This window comes from Rhizobium sp. HT1-10 (genome assembly GCF_049472505.1).
GTDB lineage: Bacteria > Pseudomonadota > Alphaproteobacteria > Rhizobiales > Rhizobiaceae > Rhizobium.
The window spans coordinates 34,227-54,273 of sequence record NZ_JBCEBQ010000006.1 but is presented as its reverse complement, the minus strand read 5'-3'; the positions used below and the strand labels follow the sequence as shown (position 1 = coordinate 54,273).

Genomic DNA, 20,047 nt, shown 5'->3' with positions numbered 1-20,047 from the left:
TGGGAGGAAAAAATGGTCGAAAAACGTATTCAGCCCCTGGCCCGTGACGCCATGGCCTATGTCCTCGCAGGTGGCCGGGGAAGCCGCCTGAAGGAACTCACGGACCGCCGCGCCAAGCCTGCCGTGTATTTCGGCGGCAAGGCCCGCATCATCGATTTCGCGCTTTCCAATGCGTTGAACTCGGGCATCCGCCGCATCGGCGTCGCGACCCAGTACAAGGCGCATTCGCTGATCCGCCACATGCAGCGCGGCTGGAACTTCTTCCGCCCCGAACGCAACGAAAGCTTCGACATCCTGCCGGCCAGCCAGCGCGTCTCCGAGACGCAGTGGTATGAAGGCACGGCAGACGCCGTCTTCCAGAACATCGACATCATCCAGGACTATGGCGTCGAGTACATGGTCATTCTCGCCGGCGACCACGTCTACAAGATGGACTATGAATACATGCTGCAGCAGCATGTCGATTCAGGCGCCGACGTCACCATCGGCTGCCTCGAAGTGCCGCGCATGGAAGCCGTCGGCTTCGGCGTCGTCCATGTCGACGAACATGACCGCATCATCGATTTCGTCGAGAAGCCCTCGGACCCACCGGCGATCCCCGGCAAGCCGGAAAGCTCATTCGCCTCGATGGGCATCTATGTCTTCCATACCAAATTCCTGATCGAGGAACTCCGCCGCGACGCCGCCGATCCGAATTCCAGCCGCGACTTCGGCAAGGACATCATTCCTTACATCGTCAAGAACGGTAAAGCCGTCGCCCATCGCTTCGCCCAGTCCTGCGTTCGTTCCGACTTCGAGAACGAGCCCTACTGGCGCGACGTCGGTACCATCGACGCATACTGGCAGGCCAATGTCGACCTGACCGCGATCGTTCCGGAACTGGATATCTACGACAAGAGCTGGCCGATCTGGACCTATGCCGAGATCAACCCGCCGGCGAAATTCGTGCATGACGACGAAGATCGTCGCGGCTCGGCCGTCTCGTCGCTGGTGGCAGGCGACTGCATTATCTCGGGCGCGACCCTGTCGAACAGCCTGCTGTTCACCGGTGTCAGGGCCAACTCCTACTCGCGGCTCGAAGGCGCAGTCGTGCTGCCGAGCGTCAAGATCGGTCGCCGCGCGCAGCTGACGAACGTCGTCATCGACCATGGCGTCACCATTCCCGAGGGACTGGTGGTGGGCGAGGACTTCGAGCTCGATGCAAAGCGGTTCCGACGGAGTGAGGGCGGCATCTGCCTGATCACCCAATCGATGATCGATAGATTGGATATTTAAGCATATGAAAGTCCTTTCGGTCGCGTCCGAAGTCTTCCCCTTGATCAAGACAGGAGGCCTGGCCGACGTGGCCGGCGCCTTGCCCGGCGCACTGGCCGGTTACGGCGTCGACACCAAGACGCTGCTTCCCGGCTACCGCAAGGTGATGAGCAGCCTTCAGGCGCCCGTCGTCCGCCACGTCTTCGCGGATCTGCTGGGGGCGCCCGCGACGCTGCTGGAGGCAGAACACCACGGCCTGTCGGTCCTGGTGCTCGACGCGCCTGCCTATTTCGATCGTGCCGGCGGCCCCTATGTCGATGCAGCCGGCACGGATCATCCCGACAATTGGCATCGCTTTGCGGCGCTGTCGCTCGCCGGCGCTGAAATCGCCGCCGGCGTCCTGCCCGACTGGAAGCCGGATCTCGTCCATGTCCACGATTGGCAGGCGGCGATGGTGCCCGTCTACATGCGCTACGGCGAAGCACCGGAAGTGCCGAGCATCGTCACCATCCACAACATCGCCTTCCAGGGCCAGTTCGGTGCGGATATTTTCCCGACGCTGAAGCTGCCGCGTCACGCCTTCTCCATGGAAGGCGTCGAATATTACGGCGACGTCTGCTTCCTCAAGGGCGGCCTGCAGGCGGCGCATGCGATCACCACCGTCAGCCCTTCCTATGCCGAGGAAATCCTGACCCCTGAATTCGGCATGGGCCTCGAGGGTGTCATCGCCAGCCGCCAGGCCCATTTGCACGGCATCGTCAACGGCATCGATTCGGACGTCTGGAACCCGGACACGGACACCATGATCGCCCGCACCTTCAGCCTGACGAAGCTTGCCAAGCGCGACGAGAACCGCCACGCCATCATCGACCATTTCGGTCTCGACACCGACGATGCGCCGATCTTCTGCATCATCAGCCGCCTGACCTGGCAGAAGGGCATGGACCTCGTCGCCTCGACGATCGACCAGATCGTCGGCATGGGGGCCAAGCTTGCCATTCTGGGTGCCGGCGATGCGCCGCTCGAGGGCGCACTTCTCGCCGCGACCGCAGCCAATCCCGGCCGCGTCGGCATGGCCGTCGGCTACAACGAGCCCATGTCGCACCTCATGCAGGCCGGCTGCGACGGCATCATCATCCCTTCCCGTTTCGAACCCTGCGGCCTGACGCAGCTCTATGGATTGCGCTACGGCTGCGTGCCGATTGTCGCCCGCACCGGCGGCCTCAACGACACCGTCATCGACGCCAACCACGCCGCATTGCAGGCAAAAGTCGCGACCGGCGTGCAGTTTGCGCCTGTTACGGAAGAGGGTCTTCTGCAGGCCGTTCGGCGCGCCATCCGGCTGTTCGAGGATCGAAAACTCTGGACGCAGATGCAAAAGCAGGGCATGAAATCCGACGTATCCTGGGGAAAGAGCGCAGAACGCTACGCCGCCCTTTATTCCAGCCTCGTCTCGAAAGGCAACTAACCCGATGATCAAAGCGGTTCCGACCACCCCCTATCTTGACCAGAAACCCGGCACCTCCGGCCTGCGCAAGAAAGTCCCGGAATTCCAGCAGCCGAACTATGCCGAGAACTTCATCCAGTCGATTTTCGATTCGCTGGAAGGCTTTCAGGGCAAGATCCTGGTCATCGGCGGCGACGGCCGCTATTACAATCGCGACGTCATCCAGAAGGCCATCAAGATGGCCGCAGCCAACGGTTTCGGCAAGGTTATGGTCGGCAAGGCCGGCATCCTGTCGACACCTGCCGCCTCGCATGTCATCCGCAAGTACAAGGCGTTCGGCGGCATCATCCTCTCGGCCAGCCATAATCCCGGCGGCCCCACCGAAGACTTCGGCATCAAGTACAACACCGGCAATGGCGGTCCGGCACCTGAGAAGATCACCGACGCGATCTTCGAGCGCACCAAGGTCATCGACAGCTACAAGATCGCCGATTTCCCCGACGTCAACCTCGACCGCATCGGCAAGGAAGAAATGCCGGGCGGCATGATCGTCTCGGTCATCGATTCCGTCGAAGACTACGCGGCATTGATGGAAGAGCTGTTCGACTTCGGCGCCATCCGCAACCTCATCAGCCTCGGTTTCCGCATCTGCTTCGACGCCATGAGCGCCGTCACCGGCCCCTATGCCAAGGAAATCCTCGAGAACCGCCTCGGCGCGCCATTGGGTTCCGTGCGCAACTTCAAGCCGCTTCCCGACTTCGGCGGTCATCACCCGGACCCGAACCTCGCCAACTGCCATGAACTCTACGAAGAGATGATGAGCGACGATGCCCCCGATTTCGGCGCCGCCTCCGACGGCGACGGCGACCGCAACCTGATCATCGGCAAGGGCGCCTATGTCACTCCCTCCGACAGTCTTGCGATCCTCGCTGCCAACGCCAACCTTGCGCCCGGCTATTCGCACGGCATCGTCGGCATCGCCCGCTCGATGCCAACCTCGGGTGCTGCGGATCGCGTCGCCGAAAAGCGCGGCATCGGCATGTATGAGACGCCGACCGGCTGGAAATTCTTCGGCAACCTGCTCGACGCCGGCATGGCGACGATCTGCGGCGAGGAAAGCTCAGGCACCGGCTCCAACCACGTCCGCGAGAAGGACGGCCTCTGGGCGGTTCTCCTCTGGCTCAACATCCTGGCGGTGCGCGGCGAAAGCGTCGCCGACATCATGAGCCAGCATTGGGCGACCTACGGCCGCAACTATTATTCGCGCCACGATTATGAAGGCGTCGACACCGATGCCGCCAACGGGCTCGTCGATGCCCTGCGCGAAAAGCTGCCGACGCTTCCCGGCACCAAGATCGGCGACCTCACCGTCACCTCGGCGGACGACTTCTCTTACAATGATCCGGTCGACAAGTCGGTCAGCAACCACCAGGGCATCCGCATCCTCTTCGAGGGCGGCTCGCGCATCGTCTTCCGGCTCTCGGGCACGGGAACCTCGGGCGCCACCCTGCGGCTCTACATCGAACGCTACGAGCCGGATTCGACCCGTCACAACATCGAGACCCAGGCGGCGCTGGCCGACCTTATCGCGGCCGCACAGTCCGTCGCCGACATCAGCGGCCGCACCGGTCGTCCCGCACCAACCGTCATCACCTGATCCGGCGGATGGCGGGAAAACTGCAGCAGGGCGGCGTCGTCCTCACCAAGGAAGGCGCCGAGTTTGCGGTCTGGTCCCGCCACGCGTCACTGTTGGAGCTTTGCCTCTATGACGCCGCAGGCATCGAGACGTCACGCCTGCCGATGACGGCAGACGGCGACGTTCACCGCCTGTTCGTGCCAGGCCTCACCGAGGGCGCGCGCTACGGCTACCGCGCCCACGGCAGCTACGCCCCGGACGACGGCCTGTGGTTCGATCCGTCTAAGCTTCTCGCCGATCCCTATGCCCAAATCTTCGACCGTCCCTTCGTCTACGATGCCAGGCTCGGCATTTTCGGCGAGGAGACGCAGTCGCTGATGCCGAAGGCAATCGTCACCGCCGATATCACCGCATCTCGCGCGCCGCCGCGCTTTGCCCCCGGCGGCCTGATCTACGAAGTCGCGGTCAAGCCGTTCACCATCCTTCACCCCGAGGTGCCACAGGCGCAACGCGGCACGGTTGCCGCCCTCGCCCACCCCGCCGTCATCGCCCACCTGAAGCATATCGGCGTCGATGCCGTCGAACTGATGCCGATCACCGCCTGGATCGACGAGCGGCACCTGCCGCCGCTCGGGCTCACCAATGGCTGGGGCTACAATCCGGTCTCGTTCATGGCGCTTGACCCCCGCCTGGTGCCGGGCGGCATGACAGAACTGCGCGACACGGTGGCGACGCTGCATGCCGAGGGCATCGCCGTCATCCTCGACCTCGTTTTCAACCATACCGGCGAAAGCGACCGCTATGGCAGCACGCTGTCGCTGCGCGGCCTCGACAACCTGTCCTTCTACCGCCATGTCGAAAACAGGCCCGGCGAACTCGTCAACGACACCGGCACTGGCAACACCGTCGCCTGCGACCACCCCTATATCCGCCAGCTGATCATCGACAGCCTCCGTCACTTCGTGCTGCAGGCGGGTGTCGACGGTTTCCGCTTCGACCTGGCGCCGATCATCGGACGCACCGCACAGGGTTTCCAGGCCGATGGCGGCACGCTCAGTGCGCTGCTCGCAGACGACGTGCTCGCCGACCGGATCATGATCGCCGAACCCTGGGACATCGGCCCGGGCGGCTACCAGCTCGGCAACTTTCCCGCCCCCTTCCTCGAATGGAACGACCGCGCGCGCGACCAGACCCGCCGCTACTGGCGCGGCGACCATGGCATGACAGGCGACCTTGCAACCCTGCTCTCCGGCTCGGCGCCGCTGTTCGAGCGCGATGGACGCGGCCAGACCCGCAGCGTCAACTTCCTCGCCGCCCATGACGGCTTCACGCTGATGGACCTCGTCTCCAACAACCACAAGCACAACGAGGCCAACGGCGAAGACAATCGCGACGGCCACAGCGACAATCTCTCCTGGAACAACGGTACCGAGGGCCAGACCGACGATAGCGATATCCTTGCCCGCCGCCGCACGGACGTCATGGCGCTGCTCTCGACGCTGTTCGCCACGCGCGGCACGATCATGCTCACCGCCGGCGATGAGGCAGGCCGCTCGCAGCGCGGCAACAACAATGCCTATTGCCAGGACAACGCCATCACCTGGGTCGACTGGGCGTCCCTCGACTGGGAACTGGTTGACCACACCGCATTTCTCTCCCGGCTGCGAAAACGTTTCGCGATCTTTACCGAAATGGACTTCCTGACCGAGACGGACGTCAGTTGGCTGTCGCAGGACGCGGTCCCGATGACGGTCGAGCAATGGCAGACACCGGAGATGTCGACGCTGACGATGGTGCTGAGCACCGTGGATCGTCTCGATGGCGGCGCGGCGCGGCTTGCCGTACTGATCAACCGGACGCAGGAGACGCGCGACTTTGCGCTGCCGTCAGTCGATGCCGCCTCCTGGAGGGAACTGTCGGCAGGCGGCGAAACACCGGTGGCGGGGCATATTTCAGTGTCCGCACGGACCGTCCGTTTTTTCGTCCAGAGCCTGTAAACCTGCGAATTCATGTCGCTTTTGGTCCACGGGCAATGTAGATCTTGATCTCGGATCCCGATCGAAGGAAAGACCATGCCACGCGAGATCTCCCTATCGGACGTCAAGGATATCGTCGGCACCGAAGTCGGGCTGTCGGCCTGGATAGCCGTCGACCAGACGATGATCGATGCTTTTGCCGATGCCACCCAGGATCACCAGTTCATCCATGTCGATCCGGAACGCGCCCGCGCCGAGACCCCGTTCGGCGGCACCATTGCTCACGGCTTCCTGACGCTGTCGCTCCTGTCGGCGATGAACTACGACTGCCTGCCGAAAATCCGCGAGCAGACGATGGGCATCAACTACGGCTTCGAAAAAGTCCGCTTCATGTCGCCGGTCAAGCCCGGCAACCGCATCCGCGGCCATTTCATCCTCACCGAAGCCCGCTTCCGCGGCGCCGGCATGATCATGCTGACCTACGAGGTGACCGTCGAAATCGAGGACGAACGCAAGCCCGCCCTGACAGCCACCTGGATCACCATCACCCAGTTCGACCCGAAGGACCGGCCTGAGGACCATGAGTGACGTGATCCGGAACGAGCGGGCAAAGCTGATCGCCAATGCCTTCGATCGCGCCTCGACGGCGTGTTTTACCGTAGGCATAGCGACGCCTATTGCCGGCATGGTCTACAACATCACCAGTTCCGGCACCTTGACGCCGTTACGCCTGGCACTGTCTCTCCTGGGTTGGCTTTTCCTCGCTTTTCTCCTACACGACTTAGCAAGACGCAGCCTCAGGAGCCTACGCACATGAGCTTGTGGTTTTTCGTATCCTTCGTCATGCCGGCCTCGATTGGCCTCGCCGCCTATCTCTACGTTCTCTGGAACGAGCACCAGGACCGCAAACATGACAACCACCCCAAGCCGGGCGAGTAGCTTTGCAAGCCCTCACCTCGGCGGCATCTTGTCATAGGTCGGCAATGCCGGATCGAGGTGGTCCCAACCATGCCCAGCCGCTGTCCAGCACACGAACTGCGGCTGATAGCGGCTGGGATCGTCGAGGCTTGCCGGCGTAATGGCGAAGACATCCGGATTGTCTGGGAATGTCATGTAGACCGGAGAGCCGCATATGGGACAGAAGGAGCGCCTTTTGACTGTTCCACCGTCGCCGACCATCTGCCATCGCGAGGCCTCACCGGTGACGGTCACATCAGCCGAGAAGAATGTCAGGTGCGATTGATGCCCGGTGCCGCTATCGCGCTGACATTGCCGGCATTGGCAATCGAGCATCACCGGCTCGCCTGAGATTTGGTAGCGAATTGCCCCGCAGGCGCAGCCGCCGGTGTAAGACCTGTCCATGTTCCCCTCCCGTTGTTTCAATGGGTCGTGTCCGGAGCAACCTCCTCCGTGACGACGGTGTTGAGCCTTCCGATCACCTTCTTCCAGCCCTCGCTCATGCTGCCGTAGGCAACTTCGTTCTTCGGAAGCCGGAAGCCTGAATGGACGAGCCGCAGGCGCGTACCGGACTCGGTCTTCGCAAGGGTGAAGACGACCACCGTCTCGAGCATTGCCCCATAGCCGACATTGCCCTCGTCGCCGCTCTTCCAGGCATAGGAAAGTCTCTCCTCAGCCATGGCCTCCAGCACTTCGCAGCGGATCGTGCCGTCCCATGCCCCGGCGGGTCTGGTTTGAAAGGTAAAATGCGTGCCGACGACGGCCGAAAAACCCTGTGGCGCCATCAGCCATCGGGCGATCAGCGCGCCTGACGTCAGCGCTGTCCAGATCACCGCTGGAGAATGGGGAAAAACCTCGTCGACGACAATGGCGTCGGCGTCTGTGTCGATGCTCTGCTTCATGGATCGATTTCCTTCAACAGGGTCCTGAGATCTGCAAAACGTTCTGTCCAGAAGACGCCGTAATGGCTCATCCAGTCTACCAGCGGCTTTAAGGCCTCCGGCTGAGCCCGGTAATAGACGTTGCGGCCTTCGGGGCGCTCACTGACGAGCCCCGCCTGCTTCAGGGACTTCAGATGCTGCGAAATCGCACCCTGCGTGACGGTGCTCGCCCGCGTCAGTTCAACGACGGTGACCTCGTGGGCATTGACAATATGCTCGAACACCGCCCGGCGGGTGGGATCGGCAAGCGCGCGCATGACGGCAGTTACGGTTTCAGCTTCGATCATGCAAAACAAATAGCCGACACTAATCAATTAGTCAATACTATTTAATTCGAATGCAGCTTCAACAGCGAGGGCGTATGTCGCACGGACAGCGGCGATCGGAACAAAAAATCCCCGCACAAGGCGGGGATGATGATTTCAGCGACGCAGTTCCGGTCTCAGTGTGCTGCATCTTCCGAAGCTTCGGCCAGCAACCCGAAGACATACTCCGAAAACGACCGCCAGCATTCGACCCGAAACGTGTCGGCCTCGACGCGCGAAAGCACGATCTCGACCTTGCCGAACAGTGTCCGCGAGCAGGCGCCGACCGGGAAGGCGGACAGCGACAAATCCTGCGGGCAGCCGGCCGACAGGCAGGCTTCGACGTCGGGACCGGAGACGATGATGCCGATATTGCGGTGCGAGACATCGGCGGCCGAATGCAGCACGCCGGAGCCTGCCGCCACCGCGACCAGATCGACCGCGTCTTGATCGATGACGAGCCATTCGTCCGGGCCGAGCCACAGCGCGACGCGGCTGCCGGACTGGGCGGACGTCTTCGGCGCGGTCGGCAGCGTCAGTCCGAGAGCCGTGGAGAGCGCCGCCATCGAGGCCTCGGGCGCACGCAGCGAGATCCGGCTGGCGGGTGCTGCCGGTGTCAGGCGGACGCCGGCGGAGCCGCCGTGGCGACCAGTGAGCGGCGATGTGCGAGTGGACTGATCAGCCATGGATGCGGCCTCCTTCCTTGTCAAAGAACACCATATCGGTGACTTCGACTGTTATCGTCTTGTCCGGCATGGGCACGTAGAGCGTCTTGCCCATCCGCTCGCGGCCACCGGCCACCAGCGCGAAGGCGATCGAACGTCCGCAATTTTCCGACCAGTAGGCCGAGGTGACGTGACCGAGCATGGTCATCGGCTTCGGCTCATTGGGATCGGCGACGATCTGCGCCCCCTCCTCCAGCACGATAGTCGGATCCTTGGTGATCAGCCCGACCAGCTGCTTGCGGCCCTGCTTGACGAGATCCGGCCGCTTCAGGCCACGAATGCCGACGAAATCGGCCTTCTTCTTGGAGACGGCCCAGCCGAGCCCGGCATCGTCAGGCGTGACGGTGCCGTCGGTGTCCTGGCCGACGATGATGTAGCCCTTTTCGGCGCGCAGGATGTGCATCGTCTCCGTGCCGTAGGCGCAGGCGCCCAGCGTCTCCGCCCGGGCCCAGACCTGTTCCAGCACAGACTTCGCATAATCAGCCGGCACGTTGATTTCGTAGCCGACATCGCCGGTGAACGACACGCGGAACAGCCGTGTCGGCACGCCGCAGAACTTGCCTTCGGCCACGCTCATATGCGGGAAGGCCTCGTTCGACAGATCGATGCCCTCGACGAAGGGCTCGATGATCTCGCGCGCTTTCGGACCCTGCACGGCGATGACGGCCCATTGTTCCGTCGTCGATGTCAGCCAGACCTTGAGGTGCGGAAACTCCGTCTGCAGATAGTCTTCCATGTGGTGCATGACGCGCGGCGCGCCGCCGGTCGTCGTCGTCACGTGGAAGCGGTCCTCGGCCAGACGGCCGACGACGCCGTCGTCATAGACGAAGCCGTCTTCGCGCAGCATGATGCCGTAGCGGCAGCGGCCGGGCTTCAGCGTGTCCCAGGCGTTGGTATAGATCAGGTTGAGGAACTCGGCCGCATCGGGACCGACCACCTCGATCTTCCCCAGCGTCGAGGCGTCGAAGATGCCGGCCACTTCGCGCACCGTCCGGCATTCGCGGTTGACCGCCTGGTGCATGGTCTCGCCGGCGCGCGGATAGAACCAGGCACGCTTCCAGTTGCCGACATCCTCGAAGATGGCGCCATGCGCCTCCTCCCAGCCGTGCATCGGCGTCTTGCGGGCCGGATCGAAGTGATCGCCGCGCGAATGGCCGACCAGCGTGCCGTAGGTGACCGGCGTATACGGCGCGCGAAAGGTGGTGAGACCCACCTGCGGGATATCGCGGTCGAGCACTTCGGCGGCAATGGCGAGGCCATGCATGTTCGACAGCTTGCCCTGGTCGGATGCCATGCCGTTGGTCGTAAAACGCTTGATATGCTCGATCGAGTGCATGCCCTCGCGCACCGCAAGCCGGATATCCTTGGCGCAGACATCGTGCTGGAAGTCGACAAAGGCCTTGGCGCTGGTATCGGGACCCGCGCCTTCGGCAGCGCCAACCATGCCGCCGGTCCATTCGAAGGCCTGTTCGCCTGACAGCAGGATCTTGCCTTCGCCAGTGGCGCCGGTGGCACGTGCCATCAGCTCGCCGGCAGCAAGCGCCTCCTCGATGGTCTGCTGCAACCCGTCGGTGCCGTTGCAGGCGCCGATCGACAGGCAGTCCTGGGCATAGGTGCCGGGCAGGAAGCGCTGCCCTTCGGCATCGAACTTCAGCTTGCCTCGCGATTGCGAGAACATGTGGACGGACGGCGTCCAGCCGGCCGACATCAGCAGCGCATCGATCGCGATCTTGCGATTGGCACCGCCGCCGTTGCGCGCAACCGTCATCGACGACACGCGCAGCTTGCCTGATGTGTCGATGACCGCATGGCCGGCCAGCACCTCGATGCCGAGACGGCGGGCTTCCGCCAGCACCGCCTCGCCGGGCCGCGTGCGGCAATCGACGATGGCGGCAACCGAGACGCCCGCCTTCTTCAGGTCGAAGGCGGCCTCATAGGCCGAATCATGGGCCGTGTAGACGCCGACCCGGGCGCCGACAGCGACGCCGTAGTGGTTGAGATACTCCCGGGCGGCAGACGCCAGCATGATGCCGGGACGGTCGTTGTTCGGGAACACCATGTGCCGCTCGATGGCACCGGTGGCAAGGATCACCCGCTTGGCGCGGACCTGGATCAGCCGCTCGCGCGGCAGTTTCTTGCCCGGATGCGCCATATGGTCGGTGACGCGCTCGGCCAGCGCCACGAAATTGTGGTTGTAATAACCGAAGGCGGTGGTGCGGGTCAGCACCTCGACATTGGGCATGGCCTTCAGCCGGGCAGCGACGGACTGGGCCCAGTCATAGCCGTCGACGCCGTCGATCCGGACGGAGGCATCGAAATGCAGCGCGCCGCCGGCGGTTGCCTGCTCGTCGCAGAGCATCACCTTGGCGCCGGCTTCGGCTGCAGCCAGCGCTGCCGACAGGCCGGCGATGCCGCCGCCGACGACGAGCACGTCGCAATGGGCAAAGCGGCTGGCATAGTGGTCGGGGTCGGCTTCGGTCGGCGACGTGCCGAGACCCGCAGCGCGGCGGATCATCGGTTCATAGACGCGGGCCCAGGCGGCGCGTGGCCACATGAAGGTCTTGTAGTAGAAGCCGGCCGCAAGGAACGGCGACAGCAGGTTGTTGATGCCACCGATGTCGAAGCCGAGCGACGGCCAGCGGTTCTGCGACTGCACCTTCATGCCGTCGAACACTTCCTGGACACTGGCCCGGACATTGGGCTGGCGTCGGGCGCTGTCGCGCGAGATGTCGAGCAGCGCATTCGGCTCTTCGGCGCCCGACGACAGGATGCCGCGCGGCCGGTGATACTTGAACGAGCGGCCGACCAGGTGCACACCGTTGGCGAGCAGCGCCGAGGCGGCGGTGTCGCCCTCGAGCGCGGTGTAGGTCTTGCCGTCGAAGGTGAAGCGGGCGGTCTTGGCAGGGGTCAGGCGACCGGCGCCCGGGATGCGATTGGCGCCGCTCATCGGGCGTCTCCTTCCGTCGCTTCATAGGTTTCGACGGGTGCGTTGGTCACCACGGTGGCGTCGATATCGGGCTTCGGTTCGCCGGCCTTGTAGGTCTGCACGAACTTGTCGCTGACAGTATCGCGGGCCGCATTGAAGAAGCGCCCGCAGCCGTGCATGTGGCGCCAGCGCTCGAAGATCAGTCCCTTCGGATTGTCGCGCAGGAAGAAGAACTCCTCGAACGCCTCGTCGGAAATGGCTGAAATGTCGGAAGGACGAACGATATGCGCGTCGCCGCAGTTGCGGAACTCGAGTTCCGAACGCTCTTCGCGGCAATAGGGGCAATAGATCAGCAGCATGGGGAACTCCCGGCCGGGTGGGCATGTCGGATGTGATGCGTGGCGGCAGGATGGAGAGTGGCGCGGATGCGGCGGCCTACCCCCCTCTGTCCCTTCGGGACATCTCCCCCACAAGGGGGGAGATCACCATCGACGCCGGTTTTCTTAAGGGAAATGAATGATCTCCCCCCTTGTGGGGGAGATGTCACCGAAGGTGACAGAGGGGGGTGGCTCCGAACTCGAGACATCGTTGCCATCAATGCGCCACCGCCGCGGCCGCCGCCTCGTCGATCAGCCTACCCGACCGGAAACGGTCCAGCGCCAGGCCGGCCGAGAACTTGTGCGGCTCGTCGCGGGCGATCAGGTGGGCGAAGAGGTTGGCCGAGCCCGGCGTCGCCTTGAAGCCGCCCGTGCCCCAGCCGCAATTGACGTAGAGCCCCGGCACCGGCGTCTTCGACTGGATGGCCGAGCGATCCGGCGTGTTGTCGACGATGCCGCCCCAGGAGCGCATCATCTTGACCCTGCGGAACATCGGGAACAGCTCGCAGATCGCATCCAGCGTGTGGGTGATGATCTGCAGGCCGCCGGTCTGGGAATAGGAATTGTACTGGTCGGTGCCGGCGCCGATCACCAGCTCGCCCTTGTCGGACTGGGAGATATAGGCATGCACGGTGTTCGACATGACGACGCAGGGAAAGATCGGCTTCATCGGCTCGGACACCAGCGCCTGCAGCGGCGTCGAGTGCAGCGGCACGCGCACGTCGGCCATCTTCATGACCGTCGAGGTGTGGCCGGCAGCGGACACGCCGATCTTCTTGGCGCCGATGAAACCGCGCGTCGTGTCGACGCCGGTGACCTCACCGTTCGGGCCGCGGCGGATGCCGGTGACTTCGCAATTCTGGATGATGTGAACGCCGCGGTCGGCAGCGGCGCGGGCATAGCCCCAGGCAACGGCATCGTGGCGGGCGGTGCCGCCGCGGCGCTGCAGGGCAGCCCCGTTGATCGGATAGCGGGCACTGGCCGAGATATCGAGCGGCGGACAGAAGGCCTTGGCCTGCTCCGGCGTCATCCACTCGTTGTCGATACCATAGAGCCGGTTGGCATGGATATGGCGCTTGAAGGACTGCTGGTCATGGACATTGTGCGACAGCATCATCACGCCGCGCGGCGAATACATGACGTTGTAGTTCAGCTCCTGGCTCAGCCCTTCCCAAAGCTTCAGCGAGTGCTCGTAGATGTGCATGCTCTCTTCGTAGAGATAGTTCGAGCGGATGATGGTCGTGTTGCGGCCGGTATTGCCACCGCCGAGCCAGCCCTTCTCGATGACCGCGACATTGGTGATGCCGTGCTCCCTGGCGAGATAATAGGCCGCCCCCAGCCCATGCCCGCCGGCGCCGATGATGACGACATCGTATTCCTTGCGCGGCTCGGGCGAGGTCCACTGGGCATCCCAGCCCTTGTGCCCGCGCAACGCCTCGCGCGCTACGGCAAAAACCGAGTATTTCCGCATTCGCACTTTACTCCTTGGGGAAGAGCCCTTCCGATGGGCCATACAAATCGCAAATCGAAAACCGACACAACGGTTCTTTTGCGACGCATTCGCCCTTTGCGTCGACACGCCGCAGGTGGGGTGAGGTTTGGTGGGGATTTTGGACGGAGTGGGGATGTGCGGACAGCGGTCGTCTGGCTGGAGAAAAGGCCACACAGCTTTTGCGGCATGCTGCGGGTGCGGCATCCCGGCTCGCGACGTCGATCAGGAATACCTCATGAAACGACGAAGCGCTCGCGCCAGACCGATCACGCGAAGTCTACACCCGCAGCGCGCCGGGGGTCAGGCCGTCTTCGCGGCGCATGATGGCCGTGAGATGGCTTTGGCTGGAGAAGCCGCAGGTAAGCGCGATCTCGGCGAGCGGCAGCGGCCCGTTGACGATCAGCGCGCGGGCTTCGTCGAGGCGCAGGCGGGTGAAATATTGGTGCGGGCTGGTGCCCGTCCGGCGCCGGAAGGAGCGCAGCAGCTGGCTTGAGGAGAGCCCGACCAGAACAGCCAGGTCTTCGAGCCTGACGCCGTCCGTGAGATGCGCCTGCATGTGATCGCGGAGCTGACGGAACTGCCGGTCCGACAGACCGCCCAGATTCTTCTGGGGCCGGGCCACGCCATATTGGCGGATCAGGTGAATACCGAGCAGGTTGAGGAGCGAATCGAGCTCGAGGCCGACCATCGTGCCATGCGTGCCCGCACGCAGCTCGTCGCGCAGCATGCCGCCGAGCAGCCCGACACGGCGGTCGACGACCGGCAAGGCGTCCGCGACGACGGTAGCGGCCGGTAGATCGAGGTCGGACTGGGCGAGGTCATCGAGCCATGGCTGCGACAGCGAGAATGCCGCCACCTCCTTTGGCTCATGCCAGCGCGCCCAATAGTCAGCGCCTGCCGGAACGATCTCACAGCACCCGCTCGCAGCCGAAGCAGTGCGGATCCGCGTGCCGCCGAGGCGCGATTCGCGGTTGCTGAAGGGTTTGAAGGACAAAAGCACGAGATGATGGGGGATCGATTGGCTGATTTCGCCCGGGTTCCGCCGGTTCCATGCCGCCGTCCCGACATCCGAGCGGACGAGCCGGCCCCAGTTCGGAACAGGCCTGTCGGCGGTGGCGACATGGGGCGCTTCGGGCGGAATGGCATCTGACATGTCTGTTCCCCGTCCACAGTGCGGATTTACTAACAACGATGCGTGTATCCTGAAAGCCGCACCCCTTCATGTCGCCTATTCCTTGCTCATCAACAAGGAGAAAGACAATGACAACCAACGACATGAACAAAAACATCGATGGCAAGATTGCGGTGGTGATGGGTGCAACGCGCAACCAGGGTCGCGCCTATGCCGTCATGCTGGCGCGCAACGGCTGCCGCGGCGTGGCCGTCCACTACCACGGCGAAGCCTCCCGCGGCGAAGCGGAAGAGACCGCCGCCGAGATCAGGCATCACGGTGCCGAAGCGCTTCTGTTCAGCGCCGACCTGACCGAGGTCGCCGACGTGGTGAAATTGTTCGACGCGGTCGACCAGACGTTCGGCCAGCTCGACATCGTGGTGAACACGGTCGGCAAGGTGGTCAAGAAGCCCTTCATTGATATCACCGAGGCCGAGTTCGACCAGAGCTTCGCGATCAACAGCAAGGCGGCGTTCTTCTGCATGCAGGAAGCCGCCAAGCGGATCGCCGACAACGGCCGGATCATCAACATCGGCACGACGCTGCAAGCGGCAACGACCGGGCTCTACGCCATCTACGCCGGCTCCAAGGCGCCGCTCGAACACTTCACGCGCGCCCTTGCCAAGGAAATCGGCCACCGGGGCGTCACGGTCAACACGGTCGCACCCGGCCCGCTCAACACCTCCTTCTTCTACCCGGTCGAGAGCGCGGAATCGAAGGCGTTTCTCTCCGGCATGAGCCCCCAGAACCGCCTCGGCGAGATCGACGAGATCACGCCATTGATCGAGTTCCTGGTCGGCCCGGGCGGCGGCTGGGTGACAGCCCAGACGCTCTTCATCAACGGCGGCTTCATCGCCCGCTAAGCCGAGGATAGATTTCCGCCGACCCCATCTCGAACAAGGCCGATGACCCGTCTAACCGGGCCATCGGTTGCCCGTTTTTTGGAGAGGGCACCAAGCGAAGGTCTACTCCATCTTGCAGCCGTTGACGACCGAAGGCCGGCCGATGTGCAGCGCCTCCGACGGATCGCCCAAGGCCCAGAAGGAACGCCGCATCACCGCAGACGCCCGAAAAGATGAACGGATGCGCTGCGGCCCCGCAGGTCCTGGATCCCAAAATCCATGAAATCAGCCGCGACAGACCGGCTTCCTTCGCCCTTCAGGCTATCCATCACGCTCCCCGTGACCAGGATCGATGCATCGAGAGATCGGCATTTGCCCTCGACGCGGCTCGCAATATTGACCGTGTCGCCGAGGACCGCGAATTCCAGTCGCTGCTCGCTGCCGATATCGCCGACGATGACGTGGCCGGCATGGATTCCGATGGCGATCTGAATGGCATCCTGACCGCTGCGCCCGGATCGTTCGTTCCAGTCCGAAACCGCCTGCTGCATGGCCATCGCGCAAAGCACCGCATTGGTGCTGTCGCGCGGCCCCTGCTGCGGCGAGCCGAATACCGCCATCAGGCCGTCGCCGAGAAACTTGTCGATCGTACCGCCATGGGCAAACACCTGCTCGCTGAGGATCCCGAGCAGGGTGCGCAATGTGTCGATAACGGTGCGTGGCCAGTTCTCGGCGCAGAATGCCGTGAAGCCGACCATATCGACGAAGAGGACGGTTGCCGGCTGATAGCTGTCGTTCTTCAGCGGCGTGTCGATGGCGATCATGTGCTCGACCAGTTGCGGCGAGAAGAAACGCGCCAGGTTTGCCCGATCGCGCTCGGCGGCGCGCATGCGTTCTTCCGACCGGTAGCGCTCCGTAAGATCGCGGATGAAGCTCGCGTGAAGAACCTCGTCACCGAGATCCACCTGCACGACCGCTATTTCCATCGGGAATTCCGACCCGTCGGCACGTAGGGCAACCATCTCCCTCCTTCCGTTCGTCGTTTGCAAATTCCTGCTTGTTGTCGCCGCCCGAAAGCCTCGGTCATGTCCCTGGCGCAGTCTCTCGGGGATGATGAAATCAGCGATGGGCTTGCCGATCACGTCCTCTCGTGATCGGCGGAAGATCGCTTCCGCCGCCGGATTGAAATCCCGGGCGATGCCTTTGCCATCGAGGACGATGATGGCATCCAGCGCAACATCCGTCATGGCGGCCCGCAGCTTCTCCTGGCGGTTATATCGTCCGGCGGCATCCTCCTGCGTTGCGGACGCTCCGATGAGGGCGGCCGTGGTCTGCAACAGATGGATTTCCGCCGGCACCCACTCACGCTCGGCCACACAGTCGTCGAAGCCGAGATGCCCCCACCAGGACCCGTTCACATGGATCGGCATCGACATGTAGGATTTGATCTTCTGATAGTCGAAATCCTCCCGCAAGATGCCGGTGAGGTCGCGGGTATGGCCGAAGATCAGCTCACCGCGTCGACGGCGCTCGATCCAGGTGTCGAACACCGGATCGTAGTCCTGGATGATCTCGCGCGTGTAGCGAACGGAAGATGCCAGCCTGTCGAGGCCGGGCGCGGCCCAGTCGTGAAAACAGCTGTGCGTCAGCACGCCATCCGCTGTCTGCCCCACTTCAAAGAGATAGACCCGACTGACGTTTGCGGCGCGTCCGAGACGGCCGAGCAACACGTCTATGCCGCCACGCCAGTTCTTCGCCTGCGCCATCGTGGTTGCCGCAAGCGCAATCTCTTCCAACATTATGCTGTGCGAGACGCCATTCCCCATGCCACATCGTGTCACAAATATTGGAAAACACAACTTGGAAGTGCGTCAAGACATGACAGGAAAGATCGGGCGAACCGCGATCCTTCAAAAGGATATTCGCATCGCGACATAGGACAGCGCAGCCACGAGAAGCCCGCGAAACGCCACACCGACCCACCAGGATTTCTTTCCAGCGATAAGCGCCAAAACATCGGCATTCTCGATATACTGGTCGAAGAGATATCCCCGGTCTCCCGTTTGCGCGGCCCCTCGGAGGATCTCCCGATGCTGCTTCCAGCCACGCCAGTAAAGCGACGTCGATTTTGGAATGTGGCGGGGAATGACCACCATGATGGCGCCGACAAAGGCGACGATGGAGGCGAGCGCGAAACAGACCTCTTCGACCGCGCCGACGTTAAGGCTGCGTGTGAATTGACCGATCGAGATCGCAGCGTTGCGATCCGTCGTCGTCGCCAGAAAAGCCAGCATGATCGTGAAGATATAGGCTGCCTTCTGGTCGGATGATTTTATCTGCTCGTGAAACGAGTCGTTGATTTTGATGACGTGATCGAGATGACTGGCGGATACATGAATTGCGAAAGTGGGTGCTGACGATATTCGAATGTCGTCTGTATCCGCAGCTGACGTCATGGCCCTCTCCCCCAAACTCATGGGCCTACTCATAGCATCAACCGGCATCCGACAAAACAACCTTGCAGAGCAGCCGATACAAGCGCCATCCCCTCATTTTCCCGACCCCTCCGCCATCCCCCAATCTGGACTTCCGCCCCCCGATCTGCTATCCCCCACGACCAGTCGCCCGGCCGCAAGCCGGGCGGACGACATAATTTTGCCGTCAAGGTCGGTGACTGGGATCGACGGGTTGGCGGGGTGCAATCGAACCGGGGAACGGTGTTCTCGTGCAGGTACTTGTCCGCGACAACAATGTCGATCAGGCGCTCAGGGCGCTGAAGAAGAAGATGCAGCGCGAGGGCATCTTTCGCGAAATGCAGATGCGCGGCTTCTACGAGAAACCCTCGGAAAAGCGCGTCCGCGAAAAGGCCGAGGCTATCAGGCGCGCACGAAAATTGGCCCGCAAGAAGGCGGAGCGCGAAGGAAAGACCGCATAGCCGTTATTTGGACGTTTTCGAATGTATCTGTGGCGGGGCGAATCATTCGCCGCCGCCCCAATCTAGTTTATGAACTCATCTCTCGGGATAGCCCGATCTGACCGCATGGAAAGCGAAATCCGGAATGGCATTTATGACGCATGAACAGTCCCGAACCCCGATCCGGTCCGCTTCTGTTTCACGGGCCGGGATGGCGGGATTGCCGCTGCTGGCGCTGGCCGCAGCCCTTGGCCTGGCCGGATGCCAGACCACCTCGACCGATGCCGTCATTCGCATCGACAAGGCCCAGGGCTCGCAGGAAAACATCTCCTCGCTGAGCTCGGTCATCGCCACCAATCCATCGGATCCGGAAGGCTACAACGTGCGCGGATCGGCCTATGGTCGCGCCGGTGAATTCTCCAAGTCGCTCGCCGACTTCAACCAGGCGATCCAGCTCAATCCGAAGTTCTACCAGGCCTATGCCAACCGCGCGCTGGTCTACCGCAACATGGGCAAGCAGGCGGAAGCGGCTGCCGATTATTCCGCAGCGCTGTCGATCAACCCGAACTACGACGTCGCCTATATCGGTCGCGGCAATATCTATCGCCTCGCCGGCCAGGACGACCAGGCCTTCAACGACTTTTCCAAGGCCATCCAGCTCGGCACCACCGATGGGCGCGCCTATCACGGCCGCGGCCTGATCTTCCAGAAGCGCGGCAACCAGGAAAAGGCCATCGACGATTTCTCGAAGGCGATCTCGCTGTCGCCGAACTCGCCCGAGCCCTACAACGGCCGTGGCATTTCCTATATCGCCAACAAGGATCTCGACAACGCCTTTGCCGACTTCAACCACGCCATCGACCTTGACAACAAGGTGGCGGAATCCTGGTCGAACCAGGCGCTGGTCTACGAACAGCGCGGCGACAAGGCCAAGGCCCAGAAATCCTACCAGCATGCCCTCAACCTCGACCCGCGCTTCCAGCCGGCCAAGGACGGGCTTTCGCGCCTGCGCGGCTAAGTTTTGAGGCCCGGCGTCGCCAGCGCCGGGCATCCTCCTTTTCGCAAGGCCGCGCTGCGGGTCCGC

At 63.0% G+C, this 20,047-nt stretch carries 20 protein-coding genes; 10 read left to right on the top strand and 10 right to left on the bottom strand.

The window, feature by feature from the left end:
• Window positions 1-12 precede the first annotated feature (12 nt).
• From glgC to VH564_RS16185, 7 genes are all read left to right on the top strand, one after another.
• Entirely contained in the window at window positions 13-1,275 is a 1,263-nt protein-coding gene (gene glgC / locus VH564_RS16215; protein ID WP_423340894.1) for a glucose-1-phosphate adenylyltransferase, read from the top strand.
• 4 nt (window positions 1,276-1,279) lie between these two features.
• Complete coding sequence (gene glgA / locus VH564_RS16210) at window positions 1,280-2,722, top strand: glycogen synthase GlgA (RefSeq protein WP_423340893.1); 1,443 nt, start codon at window positions 1,280-1,282, stop codon at window positions 2,720-2,722.
• A gap of 4 nt (window positions 2,723-2,726) precedes the next feature.
• Window positions 2,727-4,358 (top strand): alpha-D-glucose phosphate-specific phosphoglucomutase, encoded by a 1,632-nt coding sequence (locus VH564_RS16205; RefSeq protein WP_423340892.1) that lies wholly within the window; start codon window positions 2,727-2,729, stop codon window positions 4,356-4,358.
• Window positions 4,359-4,366: 8 nt separating this feature from the next.
• Window positions 4,367-6,334 carry a glycogen debranching protein GlgX gene (glgX, locus tag VH564_RS16200; RefSeq protein ID WP_423340891.1) on the top strand — a complete coding sequence of 656 codons (1,968 nt, stop codon included), beginning with the start codon at window positions 4,367-4,369 and terminating at the stop codon, window positions 6,332-6,334.
• Window positions 6,335-6,409: 75 nt separating this feature from the next.
• Window positions 6,410-6,901, top strand: a complete 492-nt coding sequence (locus VH564_RS16195) for a MaoC family dehydratase (protein ID WP_423340890.1) — start codon at window positions 6,410-6,412, stop codon at window positions 6,899-6,901.
• Window positions 6,894-7,130 carry a hypothetical protein gene (locus tag VH564_RS16190; RefSeq protein ID WP_423340889.1) on the top strand — a complete coding sequence of 79 codons (237 nt, stop codon included), beginning with the start codon at window positions 6,894-6,896 and terminating at the stop codon, window positions 7,128-7,130. The genes VH564_RS16195 and VH564_RS16190 overlap by 8 nt, the downstream gene beginning before the upstream one ends.
• The gene (locus VH564_RS16185) at window positions 7,127-7,252 is read left to right on the top strand and encodes a hypothetical protein (protein WP_423340888.1); all 126 of its coding nucleotides are present in this window, start codon (window positions 7,127-7,129) and stop codon (window positions 7,250-7,252) included. Before VH564_RS16190 ends, VH564_RS16185 begins: the two co-directional genes overlap by 4 nt.
• A gap of 12 nt (window positions 7,253-7,264) precedes the next feature.
• Here VH564_RS16185 and VH564_RS16180 read toward each other — a convergent pair whose 3' ends face one another.
• The 8 genes from VH564_RS16180 to VH564_RS16145 form a co-directional block, all read right to left on the bottom strand.
• Window positions 7,265-7,675: a GFA family protein gene (locus VH564_RS16180; protein WP_423340887.1), complete on the bottom strand. Its 411-nt coding sequence runs from the start codon at window positions 7,673-7,675 to the stop codon at window positions 7,265-7,267.
• A 17-nt stretch (window positions 7,676-7,692) separates the two neighbouring features.
• Window positions 7,693-8,172 carry an SRPBCC family protein gene (locus tag VH564_RS16175; protein WP_423340886.1) on the bottom strand — a complete coding sequence of 160 codons (480 nt, stop codon included), beginning with the start codon at window positions 8,170-8,172 and terminating at the stop codon, window positions 7,693-7,695.
• Window positions 8,169-8,498, bottom strand: coding sequence for an ArsR/SmtB family transcription factor (locus VH564_RS16170; RefSeq protein ID WP_423340885.1), 330 nt, complete (start codon window positions 8,496-8,498; stop codon window positions 8,169-8,171). The genes VH564_RS16175 and VH564_RS16170 overlap by 4 nt, the downstream gene beginning before the upstream one ends.
• Window positions 8,499-8,653: 155 nt before the next feature.
• On the bottom strand, window positions 8,654-9,202 hold the full coding sequence (locus VH564_RS16165) for a sarcosine oxidase subunit gamma (protein WP_423340884.1): 549 nt from the start codon (window positions 9,200-9,202) through the stop codon (window positions 8,654-8,656).
• The gene (locus VH564_RS16160) at window positions 9,195-12,188 is read right to left on the bottom strand and encodes a sarcosine oxidase subunit alpha (protein ID WP_423340883.1); all 2,994 of its coding nucleotides are present in this window, start codon (window positions 12,186-12,188) and stop codon (window positions 9,195-9,197) included. The genes VH564_RS16165 and VH564_RS16160 overlap by 8 nt, the downstream gene beginning before the upstream one ends.
• Window positions 12,185-12,526, bottom strand: a complete 342-nt coding sequence (locus VH564_RS16155) for a sarcosine oxidase subunit delta (RefSeq protein ID WP_423340882.1) — start codon at window positions 12,524-12,526, stop codon at window positions 12,185-12,187. Before VH564_RS16155 ends, VH564_RS16160 begins: the two co-directional genes overlap by 4 nt.
• Window positions 12,527-12,761: 235 nt before the next feature.
• Complete coding sequence (locus VH564_RS16150) at window positions 12,762-14,015, bottom strand: sarcosine oxidase subunit beta family protein (RefSeq protein WP_423340881.1); 1,254 nt, start codon at window positions 14,013-14,015, stop codon at window positions 12,762-12,764.
• A gap of 298 nt (window positions 14,016-14,313) precedes the next feature.
• Window positions 14,314-15,189, bottom strand: a complete 876-nt coding sequence (locus VH564_RS16145; protein WP_423340880.1) for a helix-turn-helix domain-containing protein — start codon at window positions 15,187-15,189, stop codon at window positions 14,314-14,316.
• Between the two features lie 107 nt (window positions 15,190-15,296).
• Between VH564_RS16145 and VH564_RS16140 the strand changes: the two genes are divergently transcribed.
• Window positions 15,297-16,070, top strand: a complete 774-nt coding sequence (locus VH564_RS16140; RefSeq protein ID WP_423340879.1) for an SDR family oxidoreductase — start codon at window positions 15,297-15,299, stop codon at window positions 16,068-16,070.
• 191 nt (window positions 16,071-16,261) lie between these two features.
• Here VH564_RS16140 and VH564_RS16135 read toward each other — a convergent pair whose 3' ends face one another.
• Both VH564_RS16135 and VH564_RS16130 read right to left on the bottom strand, forming a co-directional pair.
• Window positions 16,262-17,848, bottom strand: a complete 1,587-nt coding sequence (locus VH564_RS16135; RefSeq protein WP_423340878.1) for an adenylate/guanylate cyclase domain-containing protein — start codon at window positions 17,846-17,848, stop codon at window positions 16,262-16,264.
• Between the two features lie 111 nt (window positions 17,849-17,959).
• Window positions 17,960-18,505: a Pycsar system effector family protein gene (locus tag VH564_RS16130; protein WP_423340877.1), complete on the bottom strand. Its 546-nt coding sequence runs from the start codon at window positions 18,503-18,505 to the stop codon at window positions 17,960-17,962.
• Between the two features lie 218 nt (window positions 18,506-18,723).
• Between VH564_RS16130 and rpsU the strand changes: the two genes are divergently transcribed.
• Entirely contained in the window at window positions 18,724-18,984 is a 261-nt protein-coding gene (rpsU, locus tag VH564_RS16125; RefSeq protein ID WP_423341089.1) for a 30S ribosomal protein S21, read from the top strand.
• A 190-nt stretch (window positions 18,985-19,174) separates the two neighbouring features.
• The gene (locus VH564_RS16120) at window positions 19,175-19,981 is read left to right on the top strand and encodes a tetratricopeptide repeat protein (RefSeq protein WP_423340876.1); all 807 of its coding nucleotides are present in this window, start codon (window positions 19,175-19,177) and stop codon (window positions 19,979-19,981) included.
• Window positions 19,982-20,047 lie beyond the last annotated feature (66 nt).

Coding starts and splice junctions, on each gene's coding strand:
- VH564_RS16180 (WP_423340887.1), bottom strand. CDS start 7,675: ATGGACAGGTCTTACACCGGCGGCTGCGCCTGCGGGGCAATTCGCTAC.
- VH564_RS16165 (WP_423340884.1), bottom strand. CDS start 9,202: ATGGCTGATCAGTCCACTCGCACATCGCCGCTCACTGGTCGCCACGGC.
- VH564_RS16160 (WP_423340883.1), bottom strand. CDS start 12,188: ATGAGCGGCGCCAATCGCATCCCGGGCGCCGGTCGCCTGACCCCTGCC.
- glgC (WP_423340894.1), top strand. CDS start 13: ATGGTCGAAAAACGTATTCAGCCCCTGGCCCGTGACGCCATGGCCTAT.
- VH564_RS16120 (WP_423340876.1), top strand. CDS start 19,175: ATGGCGGGATTGCCGCTGCTGGCGCTGGCCGCAGCCCTTGGCCTGGCC.
- VH564_RS16145 (WP_423340880.1), bottom strand. CDS start 15,189: ATGTCAGATGCCATTCCGCCCGAAGCGCCCCATGTCGCCACCGCCGAC.
- VH564_RS16140 (WP_423340879.1), top strand. CDS start 15,297: ATGACAACCAACGACATGAACAAAAACATCGATGGCAAGATTGCGGTG.
- VH564_RS16205 (WP_423340892.1), top strand. CDS start 2,727: ATGATCAAAGCGGTTCCGACCACCCCCTATCTTGACCAGAAACCCGGC.
- VH564_RS16135 (WP_423340878.1), bottom strand. CDS start 17,848: ATGTTGGAAGAGATTGCGCTTGCGGCAACCACGATGGCGCAGGCGAAG.
- VH564_RS16175 (WP_423340886.1), bottom strand. CDS start 8,172: ATGAAGCAGAGCATCGACACAGACGCCGACGCCATTGTCGTCGACGAG.
- VH564_RS16155 (WP_423340882.1), bottom strand. CDS start 12,526: ATGCTGCTGATCTATTGCCCCTATTGCCGCGAAGAGCGTTCGGAACTC.
- glgX (WP_423340891.1), top strand. CDS start 4,367: ATGGCGGGAAAACTGCAGCAGGGCGGCGTCGTCCTCACCAAGGAAGGC.
- glgA (WP_423340893.1), top strand. CDS start 1,280: ATGAAAGTCCTTTCGGTCGCGTCCGAAGTCTTCCCCTTGATCAAGACA.
- VH564_RS16170 (WP_423340885.1), bottom strand. CDS start 8,498: ATGATCGAAGCTGAAACCGTAACTGCCGTCATGCGCGCGCTTGCCGAT.
- VH564_RS16190 (WP_423340889.1), top strand. CDS start 6,894: ATGAGTGACGTGATCCGGAACGAGCGGGCAAAGCTGATCGCCAATGCC.
- VH564_RS16150 (WP_423340881.1), bottom strand. CDS start 14,015: ATGCGGAAATACTCGGTTTTTGCCGTAGCGCGCGAGGCGTTGCGCGGG.
- VH564_RS16130 (WP_423340877.1), bottom strand. CDS start 18,505: ATGACGTCAGCTGCGGATACAGACGACATTCGAATATCGTCAGCACCC.
- VH564_RS16195 (WP_423340890.1), top strand. CDS start 6,410: ATGCCACGCGAGATCTCCCTATCGGACGTCAAGGATATCGTCGGCACC.
- VH564_RS16185 (WP_423340888.1), top strand. CDS start 7,127: ATGAGCTTGTGGTTTTTCGTATCCTTCGTCATGCCGGCCTCGATTGGC.